The 20,852-nt window shown below is 69.8% G+C and carries 21 protein-coding genes and 1 pseudogene; 5 read left to right on the forward strand and 17 right to left on the reverse strand.

Annotation, left to right across the window (positions count from 1 at the left end; translation table 11 throughout):
- Window positions 1-46 precede the first annotated feature (46 nt).
- Window positions 47-529 (forward strand): annotated as a pseudogene (locus CX1_RS05820) (CHAP domain-containing protein); the annotation flags it as partial.
- Window positions 530-768: 239 nt separating this feature from the next.
- Here the strand turns inward: CX1_RS05820 and CX1_RS12025 are convergent.
- The 6 genes from CX1_RS12025 to CX1_RS05845 all read right to left on the reverse strand — a co-directional run bounded on the left by CX1_RS12025 (window position 769) and on the right by CX1_RS05845 (window position 6,472).
- Window positions 769-1,257, reverse strand: a complete 489-nt coding sequence (locus CX1_RS12025) for a glutathione peroxidase (protein ID WP_244465447.1) — start codon at window positions 1,255-1,257, stop codon at window positions 769-771.
- Window positions 1,254-1,955, reverse strand: a complete 702-nt coding sequence (locus tag CX1_RS05825; RefSeq protein WP_046650219.1) for a DUF2334 domain-containing protein — start codon at window positions 1,953-1,955, stop codon at window positions 1,254-1,256. The genes CX1_RS12025 and CX1_RS05825 overlap by 4 nt, the downstream gene beginning before the upstream one ends.
- 92 nt (window positions 1,956-2,047) lie before the next feature.
- The gene (gene bluB, locus CX1_RS05830; RefSeq protein WP_060925397.1) at window positions 2,048-2,656 is read right to left on the reverse strand and encodes a 5,6-dimethylbenzimidazole synthase; all 609 of its coding nucleotides are present in this window, start codon (window positions 2,654-2,656) and stop codon (window positions 2,048-2,050) included.
- Window positions 2,657-2,670: 14 nt separating this feature from the next.
- Entirely contained in the window at window positions 2,671-4,806 is a 2,136-nt protein-coding gene (locus tag CX1_RS05835; protein WP_046650220.1) for a S9 family peptidase, read from the reverse strand.
- Window positions 4,806-5,699 (reverse strand): phosphoribosylaminoimidazolesuccinocarboxamide synthase, encoded by an 894-nt coding sequence (locus CX1_RS05840; protein WP_046650221.1) that lies wholly within the window; start codon window positions 5,697-5,699, stop codon window positions 4,806-4,808. Before CX1_RS05840 ends, CX1_RS05835 begins: the two co-directional genes overlap by 1 nt.
- 23 nt (window positions 5,700-5,722) lie before the next feature.
- The gene (locus tag CX1_RS05845) at window positions 5,723-6,472 is read right to left on the reverse strand and encodes an alpha/beta hydrolase-fold protein (RefSeq protein ID WP_046650222.1); all 750 of its coding nucleotides are present in this window, start codon (window positions 6,470-6,472) and stop codon (window positions 5,723-5,725) included.
- A 161-nt stretch (window positions 6,473-6,633) separates the two neighbouring features.
- Here CX1_RS05845 and CX1_RS05850 point away from each other — a divergent pair, with 161 nt between their 5' ends.
- From CX1_RS05850 to CX1_RS05860, 3 genes are read left to right on the forward strand one after another with little or no spacing between them, the layout of a single operon-like run.
- Window positions 6,634-7,956, forward strand: a complete 1,323-nt coding sequence (locus CX1_RS05850; RefSeq protein ID WP_046650223.1) for an acetyl-CoA C-acetyltransferase — start codon at window positions 6,634-6,636, stop codon at window positions 7,954-7,956.
- A 33-nt stretch (window positions 7,957-7,989) separates the two neighbouring features.
- Window positions 7,990-9,354, forward strand: coding sequence for a 3-oxoacyl-ACP reductase (locus CX1_RS05855; protein WP_060925398.1), 1,365 nt, complete (start codon window positions 7,990-7,992; stop codon window positions 9,352-9,354).
- 11 nt (window positions 9,355-9,365) lie between these two features.
- Window positions 9,366-10,277, forward strand: coding sequence for a MaoC/PaaZ C-terminal domain-containing protein (locus tag CX1_RS05860; protein WP_060925399.1), 912 nt, complete (start codon window positions 9,366-9,368; stop codon window positions 10,275-10,277).
- Between the two features lie 117 nt (window positions 10,278-10,394).
- Here CX1_RS05860 and CX1_RS05865 read toward each other — a convergent pair whose 3' ends face one another.
- The 5 genes from CX1_RS05865 to CX1_RS05885 are packed head-to-tail and all read right to left on the reverse strand — an operon-like array spanning window position 10,395 to window position 14,555.
- Window positions 10,395-11,501: a winged helix DNA-binding domain-containing protein gene (locus tag CX1_RS05865; protein WP_046650224.1), complete on the reverse strand. Its 1,107-nt coding sequence runs from the start codon at window positions 11,499-11,501 to the stop codon at window positions 10,395-10,397.
- Between the two features lie 14 nt (window positions 11,502-11,515).
- The gene (locus CX1_RS05870) at window positions 11,516-12,133 is read right to left on the reverse strand and encodes an RBBP9/YdeN family alpha/beta hydrolase (protein WP_082719159.1); all 618 of its coding nucleotides are present in this window, start codon (window positions 12,131-12,133) and stop codon (window positions 11,516-11,518) included.
- A gap of 54 nt (window positions 12,134-12,187) precedes the next feature.
- Entirely contained in the window at window positions 12,188-13,009 is an 822-nt protein-coding gene (locus tag CX1_RS05875) for a MerR family transcriptional regulator (RefSeq protein ID WP_046650225.1), read from the reverse strand.
- Between the two features lie 9 nt (window positions 13,010-13,018).
- The gene (locus tag CX1_RS05880; protein ID WP_046650226.1) at window positions 13,019-13,264 is read right to left on the reverse strand and encodes a HypC/HybG/HupF family hydrogenase formation chaperone; all 246 of its coding nucleotides are present in this window, start codon (window positions 13,262-13,264) and stop codon (window positions 13,019-13,021) included.
- 1 nt (window position 13,265) lies between these two features.
- Window positions 13,266-14,555 (reverse strand): hypothetical protein, encoded by a 1,290-nt coding sequence (locus CX1_RS05885; RefSeq protein WP_046650227.1) that lies wholly within the window; start codon window positions 14,553-14,555, stop codon window positions 13,266-13,268.
- A 44-nt stretch (window positions 14,556-14,599) separates the two neighbouring features.
- Here CX1_RS05885 and CX1_RS05890 point away from each other — a divergent pair, with 44 nt between their 5' ends.
- Complete coding sequence (locus CX1_RS05890) at window positions 14,600-14,938, forward strand: hydrogenase maturation nickel metallochaperone HypA/HybF (RefSeq protein ID WP_046650228.1); 339 nt, start codon at window positions 14,600-14,602, stop codon at window positions 14,936-14,938.
- Here CX1_RS05890 and CX1_RS05895 read toward each other — a convergent pair.
- The 6 genes from CX1_RS05895 to CX1_RS05920 all read right to left on the reverse strand — a co-directional run bounded on the left by CX1_RS05895 (window position 14,935) and on the right by CX1_RS05920 (window position 20,805).
- The gene (locus CX1_RS05895) at window positions 14,935-15,579 is read right to left on the reverse strand and encodes a hydrogenase maturation protease (protein ID WP_146780720.1); all 645 of its coding nucleotides are present in this window, start codon (window positions 15,577-15,579) and stop codon (window positions 14,935-14,937) included. The genes CX1_RS05890 and CX1_RS05895 overlap by 4 nt on opposite strands.
- A complete protein-coding gene (gene cybH / locus CX1_RS05900) occupies window positions 15,576-16,463 on the reverse strand; it encodes a Ni/Fe-hydrogenase, b-type cytochrome subunit (RefSeq protein ID WP_052753154.1) in 888 nt (295 codons plus the stop codon). The genes CX1_RS05895 and cybH overlap by 4 nt, the downstream gene beginning before the upstream one ends.
- Entirely contained in the window at window positions 16,460-18,202 is a 1,743-nt protein-coding gene (locus CX1_RS05905; protein ID WP_046650229.1) for a nickel-dependent hydrogenase large subunit, read from the reverse strand. Before CX1_RS05905 ends, cybH begins: the two co-directional genes overlap by 4 nt.
- Complete coding sequence (locus CX1_RS05910) at window positions 18,203-19,426, reverse strand: hydrogenase small subunit (protein WP_046650254.1); 1,224 nt, start codon at window positions 19,424-19,426, stop codon at window positions 18,203-18,205.
- Window positions 19,427-19,583: 157 nt separating this feature from the next.
- Complete coding sequence (gene hypB / locus CX1_RS05915; RefSeq protein ID WP_046650230.1) at window positions 19,584-20,444, reverse strand: hydrogenase nickel incorporation protein HypB; 861 nt, start codon at window positions 20,442-20,444, stop codon at window positions 19,584-19,586.
- A gap of 1 nt (window position 20,445) precedes the next feature.
- On the reverse strand, window positions 20,446-20,805 hold the full coding sequence (locus CX1_RS05920; RefSeq protein WP_046650255.1) for a hydrogenase maturation nickel metallochaperone HypA: 360 nt from the start codon (window positions 20,803-20,805) through the stop codon (window positions 20,446-20,448).
- Window positions 20,806-20,852: the final 47 nt, after the last annotated feature.

The raw sequence follows: 20,852 nt of genomic DNA on the forward strand, positions 1-20,852 counted from the left end.
GTGGCCGATTCTGCTATTGGCCTTCGTTTTCGTGTTCGGGGCGGCGATGACGCTGTGGGGCCCGGTCAATCTTCTGGCCTGGCGCGGGGGCACCTTCCCCGCACCGGATCCGGAGCGCCCCGTGTACCAGCAGAAGATCGTCGAGATCACCCGCGTCCAGCACGAGGACCAGCCGGACGGCTCCAGGTACTTCACGCGCGGGGACGCGGGCGCCGGGCCGTCGGAAAGCGGGATCCCGCCGAAGGACGGGGCCGCCCCGGATCCCGATGGTCCGTGGGACGCGGCATTCGTGTCGTGGGTGCTCAGCGAGGCCGGGCTGCCCGTGCGCGCGGAGAAGCCGGGGAACCCGGATGCGTGGCTGGTCGCCGACACGCTGGAGCTGGCCGGTGCGATGGCCGACCGCGGCGCGTACATCGACGCGGAGGCGGATCCGGAGTTTTCGCCGCAGGTGGGCGACCTGGTCTTCTACGACTACCCGTGGCCGTTCGGGTACCACGTCAACATGGTCGTGGCCGTGCACGGCGACGTGGTCACCGTCGGCGGCGACGAGCTCGGCGGCGTGGGCCTGGCCAGCATGAACCTGCGCAATCGCGGGGGGATCATGGGCTGGGGCGCCACCGGGCGGCTGGAGGACCCGGCCGCGGCGGAGGCTGCGGCGGAAGCGGCGGGCGCCGGGGCGGATGATCCGCTGGATCCCGACGACGTGCCCGAAGACGAGGAACCGGACCCGGAGGTCGGCCCCCCGCCCCACCGTCACACCGGCAAGTGCTACTCGATCAGGTCGATGATCGCGTCGTCGTCGGGCTCGGTGCGGGGGCGGAAACGGCCCACGATCTCGCCGGAGTCGTCGATGACGAACTTCTCGAAGTTCCACGCGACGTCGCCGGCCTCGCCGTCGGCGTCGGCGACCTGCGTCAATCGCCGATAGAGCGGATGGGCACTCTCGCCGTTGACGTCGATCTTGGCGAACAGGGGGAACGTCACTCCGTAGTTGGCGTCGCAGAAATCGGCGATCTGCTCCTCGGTGCCGGGCTCCTGGCCACCGAACTGGTTGCAGGGGAAGCCCAGGACGAAGAAGCCGCGCATGGCGAACTCCTCCTGCAGCTCCTGCAGGGCGCGGTACTGCTCCGTCAGGCCGCACTCGCTGGCGACGTTGACGATGAGCAGGACGTGGCCCGCCCACTCCGCCAGCGTGGTCTCGCGGCCGTCGATGGTGGTGACGGGGATGTCGTACAGGGTGCCGTTGCTGTCGCTCATGCCGCCCATCGTAGGGGCACCGCACCGTAACCGGCAGGGCTGACGCCGGCGGACATGGCCAGATCGAGCAGGCGGAGGATGTCGCGGCGCACCTTCTCGTCGCGCAGCCGGGCCGCCGACACCGAGATGCGGATCGGGCGGCCGTCGGCGATGGCCCGGTTGACGGAGTTGCGCATCGCCCGGCGCCACCAGCGCGCCGCGCCGAAGCCTTCGCCGACGGCCAGCACGCGGGTCGGGTCGGTGGCGCCGGTGGCCAGGTCGTGGACGCCGTGCAGATCGGCGGCGATGCGGAAGCCCAGTTCCGGCAGCACCTCCAGCGTGCCCGGCGACATCAGCCACTTCGGCGGGGCGAAGATGTCGGTCTCCAGCTCCAGCGCCTTCATCTGGCGGGTGGCCGCCGTCAGGCGCAGGCGCGCCTCGTGGGAATCGAGCGCCGCGAATTCGCCGCGGCGACCGCGATCCGATTGGTCGTAACCGGCCAGCAGGATCTCCGACCCCTCGTCGCGCCGCCGCCGCACCCAGTCCAGCACCGCCGGCGAATCGCGCAGGGTCCAGTCCGCGCCCAGATGCGGGGCGACCAGCAGCGACGGGGTGATGCCCCGGAATTCGAGGGCGGCGATGAAGCGTGCGGCGTCGAGCAACCGGTCATCCCGGATACCCGACACCGACACCACGAGAGCGGGAGAGATGGCGGTCATGCGGCCATCAGAACATCACGGGGTGAATTCGCGGTGACGGTCGATGGAACACCGGGTCAAGGCCAGATGACGGCTCGGCCCCGGTACCCGATTCAGTCCCAGTGCACGACCTCGTCGAGTTCCAGCCCCTTGCGCCAGCCGAACGCCTCCAAGTCCCGGACCTCGGCCAGGTGGGTCACCGGGCCCAAGCACAGCCACGCGACGGGCCGCACGGGCTTTTCGACGCCGATGAACTCCGCCAGGAATTCCTCCCGGTAGAAGCTCACCCAGCCGATCCCGGCGCCCTCGGCGGTGGCCGCCAGCCACATGTTCTCGATGGCCAGCGCCACGGACATCAGGCCGGTGTCGTCGACCGTGTGCCGGCCGAGGATGTTCGGGCCGCCGCGGGTCGGGTCGTACGTCACCACGACGCCGGTGCCGGATTCCACGATGCCCTCGATGCGGATCGGGTTGAAGGTGTCCCGGCGGTCGTCGGGAAGCGATTCGGCGAAGTCGTCGCGGCAACCGGCCACGTGCTCGGCGAACGCGCGCAGGCGCTCGGGACGGCGCACCACGTGGAAATCCCACGGCTGCGACAGCCCCACCGACGGGGCGGCGTGGCCGGCGGCGAGGATGCGCATCAGGGCGTCGTCGCCGATGACCTCGCCGCTGAACTCGCGGCGCACGTCTCGGCGGCGGCCGATGGCCTCGTAGATGTCCATGCCGTCCCTTCCGGTCAGGCCGCCCCGGCGACGCGCAGCAGCCACGCGTACTGGAACGCGGTCTCGCGCCACTTGGCGTAGCGGCCGGAGACGCCGCCGTGGCCGGCGCTCATCTCGGTCTTCAGCAGGAAGGGGCCATTCGTCCCACCCTCCTCACCGCCGGCGACCTCGCGCAGCTTGGCTATCCACTTCGCCGGCTCGACGTAGAGCACGCGGGTGTCGTTGAGGCTGGTCACCGCGAGGATCTGCGGGTACTTCTTCGCCTCGATGTTCTCGTACGGGGCGTAGGAGGCCATGTAGTCGTAGACCTCCTCCTCGTGGAAGGGGTCGCCCCACTCGTCCCACTCCACCACCGTCAGCGGCAGCTCGGGCATGAGCATCGACGTCAGCGGATCGACGAACGGGACCACGGCCTCGATGCCGGCGAAACGGTCGCCGGCCATGTTCGCCACGGCGCCCATGAGCATGCCGCCGGCCGAACCGCCGTCGGCGACCATCTGGTCCCGGGTGGTCAGGCCCGCTGCGAGCAGGTCGTCGGCGACGTCGATGAAGTCGGTGAACGTGTTCTTCTTCGTCAGCCCCCGGCCCTGCTCCCACCAGGCGCGGCCCATTTCGCCGCCGCCGCGGACGTGGGCGATGGCGAAGATCATGCCGCGGTCCATCAGCGACAGGCGCGCGACGGAGAAGCCCGGGTCGATCGGGGCCTCGTAGGACCCGTAACCGTAGAGCAGCAGCGGGTTCGGGCGCGTGACGTCGAGGTCCGCGCGGTGCACCAGCGACACCGGCACCAGCGCGCCGTCGCGGGCTTCGACCCAGCGGCGCGTGGCCACGTAATCGGACGGCTCGTAGCCGCCGCGCACCGGCTGGCGCTTGAGCAGCTCGCGCTCGCCCGTGGCCACGTCGAGCTGCCACACCTCCGTCGGCGTGGTGAAGGACCCGTAGGAGAACCGCAGCACCGGCGCCTCCCACTCCGGGTTGCCCGCCGACGCCGCGGTGTACAGCTCCTCCGGGAACTCCAGCTCGGAAAACTCCACGGCACCGTCGTCAAGCGGAGAACCGTCGAGCACCGACAGGGCGAGCCTGCCGATGCCGCCGGACCGGTACGCCAGCACCAGGTGGCCGGCGAAGCAATCGATGCCCTCGACGCGGACCTTCGGGTCATGGGCGACGAGCTCGCGCAGGTCATCGAACGAATCGAACGTGCCCACCGGCACCGCGCCGAGAGCGAAATTCGGCCCCGTCATGTTGTGCGTGACCAGCCAGACGTCCTGCCCGCCGATGACAGCATGGTCGACGTCGTACTCGACGCCTCGCTCGCGGGGGCGCACGCACACCGGCTCGCCGGTCGGGTCGGAGCACTCCAGGTACCAGGTCTCCGACGTGATCTTCGACCCCGCCTCGAAAATCAGGTACTTCTCGCTGCGGGTCGTGCCCACGCCGACCCAGTAGGCCTCGTCGGGTTCGTGGAAAACGCGCACGTCCTCGGACGCGGGCTTTCCGACGGTATGGCGCCAGACCGAATCCGGCCGCCAGGCCTCGTCCAGGCGCTGATAGAACAGGTGGTCCGAACCCACCCAGGTGGCGCCGGCGGAAATGTCGGCGATGACGTCGTCGTACAGCTCACCGGTGCGCAGATCCTTGATCCGCAGGGTGTAGCGCTCGTCGCCTACGACGTCGACGGAGTACGCGAGCAGATTGCCGTCGACCGTGACCGACGCGGCGCCCAGCGAGAAGAACTCGTGGCCCTCCGCCAGCTCGTTGAGGTCGAGGAGGATCTCCTCCCCCGGCACGGGCTCGCCCGGCGCGGCGTCCGGGATCGCCGGCGGGGTCCAGTCGTCGCCGTCGGCGCGCATGCGGCACGACAGGCCGTAGGACTTCCCCTCCAGGGTGCGCGAGTAGTACCACCAGTCCCCCGAGCGCACCGGCACCGACATGTCGGTCTCCTGCACGCGGGACTTGATCTCGCCGAAGATCGCCTCGGACAGGTCGCCCAGGTCGGCGGTCATCGCGTCGGTGTACGCGTTTTCGGCGTTGAGGTGCGCGATGACCTCCGGGTCGGTCTTGTCCCGCAGCCACTCGTAGTCATCGACGAACTCGCGGCCGTGATGGGCGCGGACGTGCGGGCGGCGGGCGGCGATGGGCGCGGCCATCAAGCGGGGTCGCCGATCCAGTCGGAGAAGCGGCGGCCGGAGATGCGCTCGTAGGCCTCGATGTAGCGCTCGCGGGTCGCCTCGACCACGCCGCCGGGCAGCGGCGGCGGGGGCGTGCCGGCGTTCTTGTCCCAGCCGGACTTCGGCGACGTCAGCCAGTTGCGCACGTACTGCTTGTCGAACGACGGGTTGACCTGGCCCTCCACGTAGGAATCCGCAGGCCAGTAGCGGGAGGAGTCCGGGGTGAGGACCTCGTCGGCGAGCACCAGGCCGCCGTCGGCGTCGAGGCCGAACTCGAACTTCGTGTCCGCCAGGATGATGCCGCGCTCCAGCGCCAGCTCGGCGGCGCGGGAGTAGATGGACAGGGTGGCGTCGCGAAGCTCGTTGGCGCGGTGCTCGCCCAGCGAGGCGACGACGCGGGAGAACGGCACGTTCTCGTCGTGGTCGCCGATTTCGGCCTTGGTGGCCGGGGTGAAGATCGGCTCGGGCAGCTTGGAGCCCTCGACCAGTCCCTCCGGCAGCTCGATGCCGCAGACGGTGCCGGATTCACGGTACTCGGCCAGGCCGGAGCCGGTCAGGTAGCCGCGGGCGACGCACTCGAAGGGCAGCATCTCCAGCTTCTTGCACACCAGGGCGCGGCCGAGGGACTCGGCGGGGATGCGCTCGTCGTCGGCGGGGCCGGCGAGGTGGTTGGGGAAGTCGAGCTCGTCGAAGAAGAAGACGCTCATCGCGGTGAGCACGCGGCCCTTGTCGGGGATCGGCGTGTCCAGGATGTGGTCGTACGCGGAGATGCGATCGGAGACGACCATGAGAAGGGTGTCGTCGTCGATCTCGTAGATCTCGCGGACCTTGCCCGCCGTCAGGTGGCTGTACGCGGAAAGTTCGGGTCGCATGGGGATAGAGCATAGACCCCGGGCTAGGAGTCTTCCCCGGTCAACCCCAATCGGGCGGACAGCCACGGCAGGGACTCCGCGAAGCCGGCGGCCCAGGCCCGCCAGGTGTGGGCGCCGGGCGTCTCGGAGTAGGCGACGGCGACGCCCGCGGCGTGGGCTGCGGCGGTCAGTTCGCGGCCGAAGCGCGCGGTTTCCAGGATCTTCAGCGGGTCGATGGCGTCGTAGGCCTTCCCGTCCCCGCGGAAGTACGTGGCCACCGTTTCCGCGGGGTCCGGGTCGACGTCGAAGAGCTTTGCGACGCCCGCCGGCACGTCTTCGGCCAGGTACGTCATCACCTTGTCCCCCGTGGCCGGGGAGTCCACGCAAAGGGTGTCCTTGAACACCGTCCCGTTGGCGTCGACGGCGACGGTGGTGGGGGCCAGCCCGCGGTGGTCTTCCGCGAAAGCGTCGAGGGCCTGCCCCGCCCGACCTTCGGCGAACCATTGCTCCGGGGAGCCGGGCACCCCCGGCACCAGGACCACGACGGGCAGTTTCGGGCGCGGGTGCGCGAAGTACGCCGGGGGCAGGTAGACCTGCGCATCGCGGGCGGCGAATCCGCTGGCGGGGTTGTCCAGGTGAACGGAGGTGAGGACGCCGCCGTCGCGGGGCGCGCGGCGGCCGATGTCGGCGCCCGCCGGCGGACGAGCCATGAGGAACAGGGCGGCGAGCAGCACGGCGACGACGGCGGCCTGCGCGGCGCGGCCCGTCAGGGAAAGGGCGGGGATGATCTCCACGCGGACATTCTTACGCCCGCATCCTTAACCCCGGGTGTGACCGGAGGTGGCACGATCCACCCGGCGTTTTACGAAACGGGGTGACATGCGTCGCAATCCGGGATAATGTCTACATTTAGTTACTCAGATCACACATAGGGATCAAGGAAGGCACCAGTCACATGACGACTCAGCCCACTCAGAACGCTCCGCGCCGCGCCGTCATCGTCGGCGGCAACCGCATTCCGTTCGCGCGCTCCAACAAGGAATACAGCAACGCGTCGAACCAGGACATGCTCACCGCCGCCATCGACGGCCTCGTCGCCCGCTACGGCCTGGCCGGCGAGCGCCTCGGCTCCGTCGCCGCCGGCGCGGTGCTCAAGCACTCGCGCGACTTCAACCTCGTGCGCGAGTGCGTGCTCGGCTCCGCCCTGGACCCGACCACCCCGGCGTACGACATCCAGCAGGCGTGCGCGACCGGCATGGAGGCACTGTCCTCCATCTCCAACAAGATCAAGCTCGGCCAGATCGAGGCCGGCATCGCCGGCGGCGTGGACACCACTTCCGACGCCCCGATCGCCGTGTCCGACGGCCTGCGCAAGGCGCTGCTCAACGCCAACCGCCAGAAGACCACCGCCGGCCGCCTCAAGGCACTGGCCGCCATCCGCCCGGCCGACCTCGCGCCGGCCACCCCGGGCACCGGCGAGCCGCGCACCGGCCTGTCCATGGGCGAGCACCAGGCCCTGACCACCGCCGAGTGGGGCATCACCCGCGCCGAGCAGGACGAGCTCGCCGCCAAGTCGCACCAGAACCTGGCCCGCGCCTACGACGAGGGCTTCTTCTCCGACCTGGTCACCCCGTTCAAGGGCGTCACCCGCGACACCAACCTGCGCGCCGACTCCACCGCCGAGAAGCTGGGCAAGCTCAAGCCCGTCTTCGGCCGTGGCCTGGAGGCCGAGCCCACCATGACCGCCGGCAACTCCACGCCGCTGACCGACGGTGCGTCCGCGGTGCTCATCTCCTCCGAGGAGTGGGCCGCCGAGCGTGGCCTGACCGTGCTGGCCGACGTCGTCGACGTCGAGTCCGCCGCCGTCGACTTCGTCCACGGCGACGAGGGCCTGCTCATGGCCCCGGCCTACGCCACCCCGCGCATCCTCGCCCGCCAGGGCCTGACCTTCGAGGACATCGACTTCTTCGAGATCCACGAGGCCTTCGCCGGCACCGTGTGCGCCACGATGAAGGCCTGGGAGGACGAGGAGTACTGCCGCGAGAAGCTCGGCCTCGACGGCGCCCTGGGCTCCGTCCCCCGCGAGAAGCTCAACGTCAACGGTTCGTCGCTGGCCTGCGGCCACCCCTTCGCCGCCACCGGCGGCCGCATCACCGCCTCGCTGGCGAAGATGCTGCGCGCCAAGGCCGACGAGACCGGCCAGGTCGCCCGCGGCCTGATCTCCGTCTGCGCCGCAGGCGGCCAAGGCGTCGTCGCCATCCTCGAAGCCCGCCCGTAAGCCCCGCGAACACACCATCTAGGAGAATCTGACATGGCAGACAAGTACCAGGAACTGGTCACCGGCGGTCCGCTCACGGGCGTCGCCAAGTCCCTCGGCCTTCCCCAGCCCCCGCACCTGCGCCGCCACAAGCCGGGCGACCCGCTGCTGAAGAACGACAAGGTGCTCGTGACCGGATCCGGTTCCGACGCCGACGCCGTCGCAAAGCAGCTCGGCGACTGGGACCTCAACGTCCGGCGCGACCAGGCCGGCGACGACAAGGTCGGCGCGATCGTGGTCGTCGTCACCGAGGCCGCGCGCCCGAAGGATCTGCAGGAGCCGGTGCTCAATGCGGCGAAGCACCTGCGCAAGCTCGACAAGGGCGGCCGTTTCATCGTCATCTCCCGCGCGAAGGCGGAGCACGGCGAGGGCTCGGGGTCGGCTGAGGACGTCGCCGTCAACGCCGCCCGCGGCGGTGCCGAGGGCCTGGTGCGCTCGATGGGCCACGAGGTCCGCGGCGGCTCCACCGCCAACGGCATCCTCGTCCACGACGGCGTCGACGTCACCGCCCCGTCGGTCGTCGCCTCGCTGCACTTCTTCCTGTCGGGCCGCTCGGCGTTCGTCGACGGCCAGTTCCTCACGGTGTCCTCCGACGCCGGTGAGATCCCCGCCGACTGGGACAAGCCGCTGGCCGGCAAGGTCGCCGCGATCACCGGTTCCGCCCGCGGCATCGGCGCGGCCATCGCCCGCCAGATGAAGGCCGACGGCGCCGACGTCATCGTCATCGACGTGCCGCCGGCCGGCGACGCGCTGGCGAAGGTTGCCAACGAGCTCGGCGGCCTGGCCCTGCAGCTCGACATCACCGCCGAGGACGCCGGCAACCGCATCGCCGACGCCGCGAAGCAGCGCTTCGGCAAGCTCGACATCGTGGTGCACAACGCGGGCATCACCCGCGACAAGATGCTGGCGAACATGGACGAGGCCAAGTGGGGCTCGGTCATCGCCGTCAACATCGAGGCGCAGCTGACCATGAACGAGCAGCTGCTGGCGCACGAGGCGTTCCAGAACTCCCCGCGCATCGCCACCATGTCGTCGACGTCGGGCATCGCGGGCAACCGCGGCCAGACCAACTACGCCACCTCGAAGGCCGGCGTGATCGGCATGGTCGAGGCCACCGCCGACCGCGTGGCCAAGCTCGGCGGCAACATCAACGCCGTCGCCCCGGGCTTCATCGAGACCGACATGACCGCGTCGATCCCGTTCGTCAACCGCCAGGTCGCGCGCCGCGTGAACTCGCTGCAGCAGGGCGGCCAGCCGGGCGACGTCGCGCAGGCGATCTCATTCCTGGTCTCCGACCGCGCGCTGGGCGTCAACGGCGAGGTTCTGCGCGTGTGCGGCCAGAACATCGTGGGCCAGTAGGGGGCGCCGGCATGACTGAAGCGAAAGTCCTGTCCTCCGTCCCGTCACTGGTGCCGCTGTACGCGAAGGCCGCCACGGGCGGAAAGCGCTCGAACCGCACGTCGAACCTGAAGACCCCGGCCCTGGCCGTCAAGGGCGTGAAGGTCTCCGCGTCGCGCGACGAGGAGTTCCGCCGCGTCGCCGGCGCCCCGCCGATCGATCACGTGGCCAACGGCGCGTTCTTCGGCCACGTCCACGCGCTGATCATGCCGCTGCAGATGGAGCTCATGGCGGCCGATGATTTCCCGCTGCCCATGATGGGCCTCATCCACACGTCCAACACGTACCGCCAGATCAAGCCGGTTCCGGTGGGCTCGGACGTCGACGTGGAGGTCCGCGTGGCGGGTTTCCGCGCGCACCGCTCCGGCACGGAGATCGTGCACGAGTCGACCGTGTCGCGCGATGGCGAGGTCCTCGTCGAGGAGACCTCGGTGTACCTGGCCAAGGGCAAGAAGCTTGACGACGTCGAGCCGCTCGCCGAGTCGGCCGGTTCGTCGAAACGCCCGCGGTTCAAGGTGCCGCGCCCGACGGCGCAGTGGCGGATCCCCGGTTCCATCGGCCGCACGTGGGCGAAGGTCTCCGGCGACTGGAACCCGATCCACGTGACGGGCCTGACGGCGAAGGCGCTGGGCATGCCCGGCGTCGTGGCCCACGGCATGTACACCGCCTCACGTGCGCTGGCGGAGTCCGATGTGCCGGGCGGCGCCCCGTTCGAGTTCCACATCGAGTTCGCCGCGCCGGTCATCGTGCCGGCGACGGTGATGGTCGCCATCACCCGCGCCGGCGAGGTCGTCGACGGCGAGGGCCGCGGCGGCACCGACATCGTCGCGTGGGACCGCAAGAAGCGGCGCCCGCACTTCACGGGCACGGTGCGCGACATCTAGTTCGCCGACCAGCTCGCTCCCGAGCACGCGAAGAGGGGCACCCGGTTCTCCGGGTGCCCCTTTTTCGCAAAGGCCGCATGCTCGGCTCTTCATACATCGACGGGCGCCTCGGATTCATCAACGACCCGCGAATTTCAGGTAGTCCCCCGCGGCCGGGTGCGCGTCGTCCCACGTGCCGACGATCCGCCCGGCCTTCATCGTCGCCCGGTTGACCAGCCCGTTGATGGTCGGCCCGATCAGCGCGAACAGCTCCGGCTCCGCGTCCTTGTCCAGCACGAGCGTCCGGTCCCCGTACCCCAGCAGATACTCGTCGAACGCGGGCAGCGCGATCGGCCCGCGCGGCGACCGGGCCCTCGGGTTCGCGGCGGCGATTTCGGCGTCCTCGGCGAGCATCAGGTACCGCTCCCCCGCCACCGACACCTCCGCCACCGCGTCGCCCGCGATGGCCACCGCCCGCCGGATGGTGGCATTCGTGTGCCCCGACCACCAGGCGATGTCGGAGACCTTCGCCGGTCCCCGGCCACGCAGATGCTTGACGACGAGCCGGCGCAGCAATTCATCGGTCTCTACGTCGTCGGCACCGTCGTCGGCCGCCGGCACCCACGCCTCGAACGCGGTGAAGGTGTCCGCGGTGCCGACCGGCGGGCCCTGCACCAGGACGCGTTCCTCGCACAGGAAACGCAGCATGTGGGAGCCGCGGCTCGACGACGAATCGATGCCGACCGTCGCCCACAGCTCGCGCACGCCGTCCCTTGTCAACGCGACCGCGGCACCTCTCGGGCCGACGAAGGGGACGGCCTTCTCGGCGACGGGTTCGGGCAGTCGTTCGGGGTCGGTGGCGGCCTCGACCAGGGCGGCGCCCGCCCGGAGCACGTCGTCGAGCGTGAGCCCCAGGGCCGCGCGGCGCTTCTCCACGCCTGAGCGCGCCCGGTGAGAACACAGGCCCGTCAGCCAGGAGACGTCTTCGGCGGCCATGACGTGGTGCGTGCCGCGCATGGGCCACGTGCGGATCAGCGCGCCGGATTCCAACGCGGCCTGTACGTCCGAATACTTCGCGCTCTTCGTGCGGATGCCCACCGCCCACCGCGCCGCCTTCGCGTTCTGAGCCTGCATGGCCAGCATGTGGCGCACGGCGGACACGGGATCGGCGGCGCGATCCTTGGCGGTGAGCAGCTGCGCCCGGCACCGGGCGGCACGGGCGGCGGTGCGGGTGAGCTGGAGCATCAGGGTTGCTTCTGCTACTCCGACAGGATCCGCAGCGCGGCGTCGCGGACCTCGGGCACCTCGGTCACGCCGTCGGAGTACAGGAAGTGCTTCGCGCCGGGGACGACAGTTGGTTCGACGCCGAGCCTCTTCGCCATCGCCGCGGTGTCGGCGTTGGGCACGATGTGGTCGCCGTCGGACATGACCACCGCCACCTCGCCGAGCCTCGGCAGCAGCTCCTCGGTGCCCACGCCGTCGCCAATGTAGTCGTCGAGCTCCGGCAGCGCCGCCACCGGCGCGTCGAAACCGGCGACGAGAACCAGGCCGCGCGGCCGCTGCTCCGGGTGCTGCTCCAGATGCGACAGCACGGTGATGCAGCCGAGGGAGTGGGCGACCACCACGGCCCCGTCCAACGTGCCGGCCTGCTCTGCCAGCGCCGCCGCCCACGCCCCCGGGTCCGGCCGCGTCGGCTCGGGCAACGCCACGCGGGTGACGGGGAAACCCTCCCCGACCAGCTCGGAGGCCAGCCACGGGAACCAGTGCTTGGCCGGGTAGCCGTTGAATCCGTGGACGATGACCACGCGCGGGCGGACGGAATCGGCGTCGACCCCGTCCGGAAGGTCCGTGACGGGGTCGTGGTGCTTTTCGCTCATGCCCGCGAGGGTAGGCGATCCGCGGCGGAGCCGGGCGGGAATCGGCCCGAGGGGTCAATCCCAGGAAGCGTCGTCGGGATCGACGCCATTCGCTCGGGCGTCGGCCTCGATGGCCGCGACCAGCCACTTCGTCGGCTCCTCTCCGCCGTAGGACTTCTGGAAACGCTCGTCGGCCAGGTACATCCGGGCCAGCAGCACCTGCCGGCCGTGGGTGCAGTCGTAGTGCTTCGCGATGCCCGCACGGTGCATCGCGGACACCTCGCGCCCCAGCTCCGAATCCGGGTCGGTGCCGTCTTCGACGGCGCCGGCGATTGTGGCGACGATCTGCTCCTGCTCGGCGAACATCTGCGCCCAATCGCCCTCGGTGCGGTTGGCGTTGGCCTCCTGGGACTGCGCCCAGGCCTCGGTGCCGCCCCAGCGCTCCTCCGCCTCGTCGGCGTAGTCCTGGCGCCAGCCGCCGCCGAACTTCTCGGCCGCCGCGCGGGGATCCATCTTCTTGTCGTTCTTGCCGTTCTTGGACACGGTCATCTCCTCCAACATCTCGTCGACTGCGCCGATCATCCGGCGCAGATACGAGGCGCGCTCCGTCAATAAACGCCGCTGGCGCTCCAGGTGCTCACGGGCATCGCCGCCGCCGTCGACCAGCTCACGGACCTCCGCGAGCGGAAGGCCGATTTCCCGGTACACCAGGATCCGCTGCGCGCGTTCCAGGTCGGCGTCGACGTAGAGCCGGTGGCCGCCGAGCGTCCGCCACGACGGCACCAGCAGGTCGATCGACTCCCAATGCCGCAGCGCCCGCACGGTGATCCCGAGCAGCTCGGCGGCCTCGCCGATGGTCAGCTCGGTGCCGTCGCCGTCGTGGGTCGTGTCTCGCATGAACCGAACTCAATCACCTGACGCAGGGTCAGGTGCAAGACCCAATTCCGCGATCGCCTCCAACGACGCCCGCGCCGACGGCTCGTCGATGACGTCCATGGCGAACCCGTTCTGGATGAGCACGTAGTCGCCCACCCGCGCCTCCGGCACGTAGGCCAGGCAGCATTCGCGGGCGGTGCCGCCGAAGTCGAGGTCGGCCATGGGCATCAGCCCCTCGCGGATGGCCAGGATCTTGCCCGGAATCCCGATGCACATGTCAGCGGCCGCCTTCCTTCTGCTCGTCCTCCAACTTAACGCCCATCCCGCCCTCGGGTGCCGAGGTGCACGGCAGGCACGGATCCGCCGCCCGAATCGCCGACTCGGCCCACGCCTCCTTGTCCCCGTCGCCGGCCGCGGCCAGCGACGCGCGCAGCATCCCGGCGAGCCACCCCTCGTTCTGGGCGGTCGGAGTGAGGATCCGGCAGCTCGTCACCGTCCCCGCCTCATCCACCGCATACTCGTGCGCGAGCAGTCCGCGCGGCCCGTCGACCACGCCGATCCCGGTCCCCGCCCTCATGCTTGACGACGCCCACGTCCCCGCATCCGCCGTGCTCGCTTCGGAGGCACCCGACGAACCTTCGGCCAGAGCCTCCGCCAGACCCATCAGCGCCGCAACCGAATCCGAGAGCGTGAGCAGCTGCGCCTCGAAGGGATCGTTGGTGGCCGCGCCCGCCTCCCGGAACCGCGCCCGCGAGATCGGGCCGACGCGGTAGTTCCATGCGCGGGTTCCACTGCCGTTCGTCGCCTCCAGCTCGATGACGGGGCGAGGATCCGGGGCGCCGGGGCGGGTCTCTTTCACCCGGGGCGCCCACTCGGAGGCGGGCGTGGCTTCGTCGACGCCGCCACCGTTGCCGGCTTCACCAATGAGCCCCACGTAGCCGCCGAGGGGATCGAGCTTTCCGCGGGCATCGACGACGGCGACGTCGAGGCCATCGAAGCGTGCGCCGGACGATGCCCCGGCCGCCGATGAGGGGAGGTCGAGGAGGAGGGAGGCCAGATCGTCGTCAAGCAAAGGAAGCTGTGCCGCAAGCTCGGCGAGGGCCTCCGCATCGACGGGGACGCGCACGCCGCCGGGGACGGCGACGTCGGGGAAATGGCCCGGCGCACCCGCCGCCTTCATGGCCAGCTTGCCCAGGCGGCGCAGGCGCACGGCGAGATCGCGGTCACGGCCGATGAAGCGGGAGGCCAGTGAATCGAGGACGCTGCCGTGGTGCAGCAGCAGGCGCTGATCGCGCACCGGCCGCGGCAGATCGTCCGGGGCGATGCCCGCCAGCGACTCCAGCGCCGCGACGCCCGCGAGGTGGTGGGCGACGGGGCAGATGCCGCAGAGCATCTTCACCAGGTCCGGCACGCCCGCGACGTCCTTGCCCACGAGCATCGGGTCCAGGCGCGGCAGGCCGGCGAGGTCGAACCGGGCGTCGACGATCGACCCGGCGCCGTCGCGGACGACGACGACCTTCGCCTCGAACGGGTCGACCAGCTGGTCCAGGTGAATGGTCTCGCTCATGGGATCAACGCTTTCACAGATCGACTCCGTGCCACACTTGGGGCATGCATGAATTGGGGCTCCTGTCGGGCGTGGTCGAGGTCATCGTCGATGCGGCGAGCGGCCGGCGCGTGCGGCGCGTGGCCCTCGACGTGGGCACCCGCGCCGGGGTCATCGAGGACGCCCTGTACGCCGCGTGGCCGTTGGCCGCCGGCGGCACCGTGTGCGAGGGCGCGGACCTGGAAGTCGAGGTCATCGCCGCCACCGTGTGGTGCCCGGCGTGCGAGGCGGAACGCGAAATCGACGAATTCTTCGCCCTCGCCTGCCCCGAATGCGGCGCCCCCACCGCGGACCTGCGGCACGGGCGGGAGTTCGCGATACGGGAAGTGGACGTGGAAACCTAGCTCGCGGCCCATCGCGACAGCACTTCCTCGGCGGCGTCGACGGCGGCGGGCAGGCCGGCGGCGACCTCGGGGGTCAGGCGCACCTCGAGCTCCGCGCTGGAGCACACCACGCCGACGACACCGACGTGCTCCGGCTCGTGGCCCAGCAGTCGCGCCGTGGCCAGCAGATCGAGCAGGCCCACCTGGTGGGGCGACAGCTTCGAGCTGAGCAGCCTCGGCACCTGGTCGCCTTCCAGCACCACCACGTCACCGGGCTCCCCCGGCCCCGTCAGGCCGTCGAGGACCAGCAGCTTGCGCGCCTCGCCGACGACGCCCACCAGCTCCAGGCCGGAAGTGCCGCCCTCCACGAACGCGACGTCGCCGATGCGGCCGCCGGGGCCCGCGGCGATGTCCGTGGCGGTGGCCGAAGCGGGGGTGACGTGGGCGTCGTAAAGCCCCAGACCGCCCGGCACCGACGGCGACGCCGACGCACTGGCCAGCGGGACGAGGGCGTCGACGTCGACCGGGGCGGGCGAGTTGCCGGAGCCGCCCGCGACCCGCGCCTTGAGCAGGCGCAGGATCTCCAGTCCGGCGGCGTCGTCGCCCATGACGGCGTTGCCGACGCCCAGGACCGTGATCGCCGGGCCATTGAGTTCGCTCACTTCGCCGTCCACCGGTTCGCGCGCGCCCACCGGAAACGGCGGCCCTTGCGGTCCGCCTTCTCGGGAGGTCCGACGCGCTCGCCGTCGACGGGCTTCGCGTCGCGGTGCAGCCACATGCCGCCGTTGATCATGGAGGAAATGCCGCCGTGCTTCTCCACGACGTCCGACCGCGCCGCCAGGTACACGTGGATGACCACGAACACCCAGATCAGGAACATCAGCACCGCGTGGACCAGCCGGATGATCGGGATGCCAAACCAGTGGATCGGGTACGACAGCACCATGAGGAACCAATTCGACTGGTCGTACAGCCCGTACAAGGCCAGGCCCGTGAGCAGCTGCAGCAGGCACATCACGTAAATGCCGGTGTAGGACAGCTGCTGCAGCGGATTGTGGGCGATGTACAGCGGGGCGTGCTTCTTCAGGAACGCGTAGTACAGCGTGACGTCCCACAGGCCCTTGAGGTCCGCCTTCGAATGGAACGGGGACAGCGCCTTCCACCGCGACTGCTTGCCGCGCGCGAAGAACAGCATGAACAGGCGCGCCAGGGCCACGCCGCACCACAGGAAACCGGCCGTGATGTGGATCGTGCGGATGATGCCCATCAGGTAGCCCGTCTCACCCGAGGCCGCGGCCGACGCCGCGTCGGGTCCGAAGAACGGGTCCATGATGTACCAGCCCGTCGCCGACATCACCACGATGAGCAGCACCGACGCCCAATGCTGGAAGCGCAGGCCCACCGACCACAGATCGATGCGGACGTACTCGTCGCCGTCGACCATGCGGCGGGGCTCGCCCGGCTCCCGCATCGAATCGGCGGACATCGCCTCCGCCTCGCGGCCGAGGTCGGGGGTCTTGTCGGGCGTCTTGTCTGGCGCGGTCATGACGTCACCGTCTTGAAGATCTCCGTCCCCTCCGGGTCCAGCACGTGCACCGCGCAGGACATGCAGGGGTCGAAGGAGTGGATCGTGCGGATAGGCTCCAGCGGCTGCTCCGGGTCCGCCAGCGGATGCCCGTTGGCCAGCGACTCCTCGTACGGGCCGAGGCGGCCCTGCGGATCGCGGCCGCCGGCCAGCCACGTGGTGGGCACGACCGCCTGGTAGTTGGACACCTTGCCGTCCTTGATGGACGTGAAGTGGCTGAGCATGCCGCGCGCGACCTCGGTGAAGGCCATGCCCGAGCATTCGTCGGGCCAGCTCGACGGCTCCCACTTGCTCGCGTCGAAGACGTCGATGTCGCCGTTGCGGATGCCGTCGACGAACTGCGGCATGACCACGTCGGCCATGTACTCCGCGGTGGTCACCGCCTCCACGGCGCGGGCGTAGGTGCGTCCCGCCGTGGAATTCATCTGCTCGATGCGAATGCCGAGCTTGCCGACGGCTTCGTCGACGAGCTGTTTGGTCCGGGATTCGCCTTGGATGTACGCGTTGAGGACGCGCGCGACGGGGCCGACCTGGATGACGCGGCCGTCGTAGCGCGGCGCCTTCGACCACGTGTACTTCTCGTCGTCGCCCAACCAGTCGTACGGGGGCTTCGGGCCGGTGTACTCGACCGTGGTCTCGCCGACCAGCGGGTGCAGGCCCTTGTCGTCGCCGTCCTCGTAGGTGAACCACGCCGAGGAGACGAACTCCTCGATTTTCTCCGGATCGAAGGGCACGACCTTCGAGTAGTCGCCGTCGAGGACGACGCCGGGCTTGATCTCCGGGTGCACGGTTTCGACGCGCGACTCCGCCGGATTGCCCGCGTACGTCGCGCCGGCCATGCCCACCGCCAGGAAATTCGGGGCGGCGGCGCCGATGTCGAAGTAGTCCTTGTACGCGCCCATGATCGCCACGGCGTCCGGGTAGTAGCAATCGCGCACGAACTCGACCATTTCGGCGACCCACGTCTCGACCTGGTCCAGGTGGACCTGGTTGACCGTCTCCGACTTGTCGGGGTCGATCGAGCAGGCCATGCCGCCGACGAGGAAGTTCGGGTGCGGGTTCTTGCCGCCGAAGACCGTGTTGATGCGGATGATCGACCGCTGGAACTCCAGGGCGTCGAGGTAGTGCGACACCGCCATGAGGTTGGCTTCGGCGGGCAGGCGGTAGTCGGGGTGCTCCCAGTAGCCGCCGGTGAAGATCGACAGCTGGCCGGACTCGATGACCTGGTTGAGGGTCTCCTTGACCTTGGTGAACTTGTCGAAGGTGTTGCCGCGCCACGTCGAACCGATCGACCTGGCGAACTCCAGCGCCTTGTCCACGTCGGCCTCCGCGGCCGAGACCACGTTGACCCAGTCCAGGGCGTGCAGGTGGTAGAAGTGCACCGCGTGGTCGTGGACCTCCTGCGAACCCAGCACCAGGTCACGGATGCGGCGGGCCTGCGGCGGCGGATTCGAGCCGATGGCGTCTTCCACCGCGACGACGGAGGCGACCGAGTGCACGCCCGTGCACACGCCGCAGATGCGGCCGACGAAGGCCCACACGTCGCGGGGGTCGCGCCCGCGGCAGATCTCCTCGATGCCGCGGAACATGGTGGTCTCGCTCCACGCGTCGGAGATCTTCCCGTTCTCGTGCTCCAACTCGATGCGCAGGTGACCCTCGATGCGGGTCAACGGATCGATGACGAGTCTCTCGGTGGCCATTTAGCTGTCCTTTCCCGTCACGTCGCCGGGCATGTTGTCGTGTGCGTCGACGGCGCGTCCCGCCGACCCCGCATCGGGGCCCTCGCCGAACTTGGCGATCACCCTCTCGTCCCCGGACTTCTGCCGAATGCCGATCTGCTTGAACGTCGTGATGCCCGCATGCACCGCCACGCCCGCGGCCGCGACGCCGACGGCGCCGAGCCCCAGCTTCGCGGCGGTGGATTCCACGCCGAAGCCGCTGACGTTGGGCAGCTCCTCGTAGAACGGGGTGAACTTGTCGAAGAAATCCTTCTCCGTGCAGCCGATGCACGGATGGCCCTGGCCGATCGGCCAACCGGACTTGAGGTTCCACTGGATGATCGGGCACGGGCTGAACGTCGACGGGCCCTTGCAGCCGACCTCGTACAGGCACCAGCCGTTGCGGGCGGCCTCGTCGTCGAAGGTGCGCACGAACTGGCCGGCGTCGAAGTGGGGGCGGCGCGGGCAGGAGTCGTGGATGCGCTGGTCGTATGCGAACAGCGGGCGCCCCTCGGCGTCGACCTTCGGGGCCTCGCCGTGGGTGAGGATGTACGTGATCGTCGCGGTGATCACCTCGCCGATCGGCGGGCAGCCGGCGACGTTGATGACCGGCTTGTCCTTGATCAGCTCGTCGATGCCGACGGCGCCGGTCGGGTTCGGCTTCGCCGCCTGCACCGACCCCCACACCGCGCACGCGCCCACGGCCAGGATGGCGGTGGCGTTTTCCGCGGCCTCCATGAGCACCTGCTCGGAGGACTTGCCGCCGATGGTGCAGTAGATTCCGTCGTCCTTCATGGGCACCGAACCGTTGACCACCAGGATGTGCGGCTCCGCGTTGGCGTCGTCCAGCGCCTTCTCCGCCGCATGCCCCGATGGCGCCATGAGCAGCTCGTTGTACGGCATGGACAGGCGATTGAGCACCAGGTCCTCCACCGTCGCCCCGCCCGAGCGCAGCACCGACTCCATGCAGCCGGTGCACTCCTGCAGCTGCAGCCACACCACGTTGGGCTTTTCCACCGCGCCGAGCTTGTCCGCGATCTCCTGCGCGGCCGGCGTCAGCTCCTGAGCCCCGGCCATGGCGGGCGTCCCCGCGGCGAAGATCGCGGCGAGCCCGCCGCAGAATTTCATGAAGTCCCGGCGCGATACGCCCGACCTCTCCAGATTCTCGGCGAGCGTCTCACCCCGCCAGCCATGGCCGATGTTCATTTCCGTGTCCTCCCAGTCCACAGAGAGTCCGAGGACCGGCACCACGATCGGCGGTGCGCACCCCCGTCATCGCATAAAAGTACGGGTGATGTCTCCGCCCGCAGGTTCGTCGTCGAGCAAGTCGTGTCAAAGCGGTTCGCCGCGCGTGCTGCCGAGGTCATCGGTCGCCCTTCCCCTCGAGCAGCCAGCCCAGCCACGCGTCCAGGCCCTCGCCCGTCTTGGCGGAGACCTCGAAGACCTTCGCGTCCGGATTGACCGTGCGCAGGTTCGCCAGGAACAGGTCCATGTCGAAGTCGAGGTACGGCAGCAGGTCGATCTTGTTCACCGCCACCGCCTCCACCGAGCGGAACATCACCGGGTACTTCAGGGGCTTGTCCTCGCCCTCCGTCACCGCGTAGACCATCATCTTCCGGTGCTCGCCGACCTCGAACTCGGCCGGGCACACCAGGTTGCCCACGTTCTCGATGAACACCAGGTCCAGCTCCGCCAGATCCAGGCCCCTCAGCGCCGAGGAAATCATCGGCGCATCCAGGTGGCACTCGCCGCCGAAGCCGTTGCCCGTGTTGAGCAGGGAAATCTGGGCGCCGAAGCCCTCCAGGCGCTCCGCGTCGAGCGGCGTCTCGATGTCCCCCTCGATGACCCCGACCCGGACCTTCCCCCGCAGGTCCTCCAGCGCGTGGCGGAGCAGGGCGGTCTTGCCCGAGCCCGGCGAGCTCATCACGTTGATGGCGGTGACGCCGTGATCGTCGAAAAGCGCCCTGTTTTCCGCGGCGCGGACGTCGTTCTCCGTGAAAATGTCCTCGAGGATCAGCACCCGCTCGCGGCCGGTGTCGTAACCGGTGTGGTCACCGTGCTCGGCGCTGTCGGCGTCGACGTGGCTCAGATCGTGCGCATGGTCGTGCGCATGGCCATGATCGTGGCCGTGCCCGTGATCGTGGTGGTGATGGTGCTCGTGCGGATGATCCCCATGGTCATGCGCATGCACCGTGCCGTCGTCGTGCCTGTGGAAACGACCCATCTCACGCTCTTTCCCGCGTTGGCTCTGTCGTCGGACCGAGTTCGATGTCCAGCACCCGAAACTCTTCGCCGCCCACGACTTTCGCCGGCTCCCCGCAGATCCGGCAGTCGAACCCCCACGGCTCGGGCAGCTCCGCGACGTGTCCGGCGGGGCATTCCAGCACCACCGGTTTCCAATCGACGTCGAGACGGGAACCGCCGAGGTTGGTGTCCTTGACCACGAACCTCCAGGCATGGGCCAGAGTGTCGGGCACCACCTGACGCAGTGCGCCGACTTCCAGCCGAACGACCAGGACTTTTCGGTTATCGGCGGCCTTGGTGACGATGCGCGCAAGCTGCATGCTCAAGGCCACTTCGTGCATATGCTCCACCTTAGACGCGGATTTGAGTTACTTGTAGCCCGCTTCCG

It is taken from the genome of Corynebacterium xerosis NBRC 16721 = ATCC 373, assembly GCF_001552415.1.
Lineage (GTDB): Bacteria > Actinomycetota > Actinomycetes > Mycobacteriales > Mycobacteriaceae > Corynebacterium > Corynebacterium xerosis.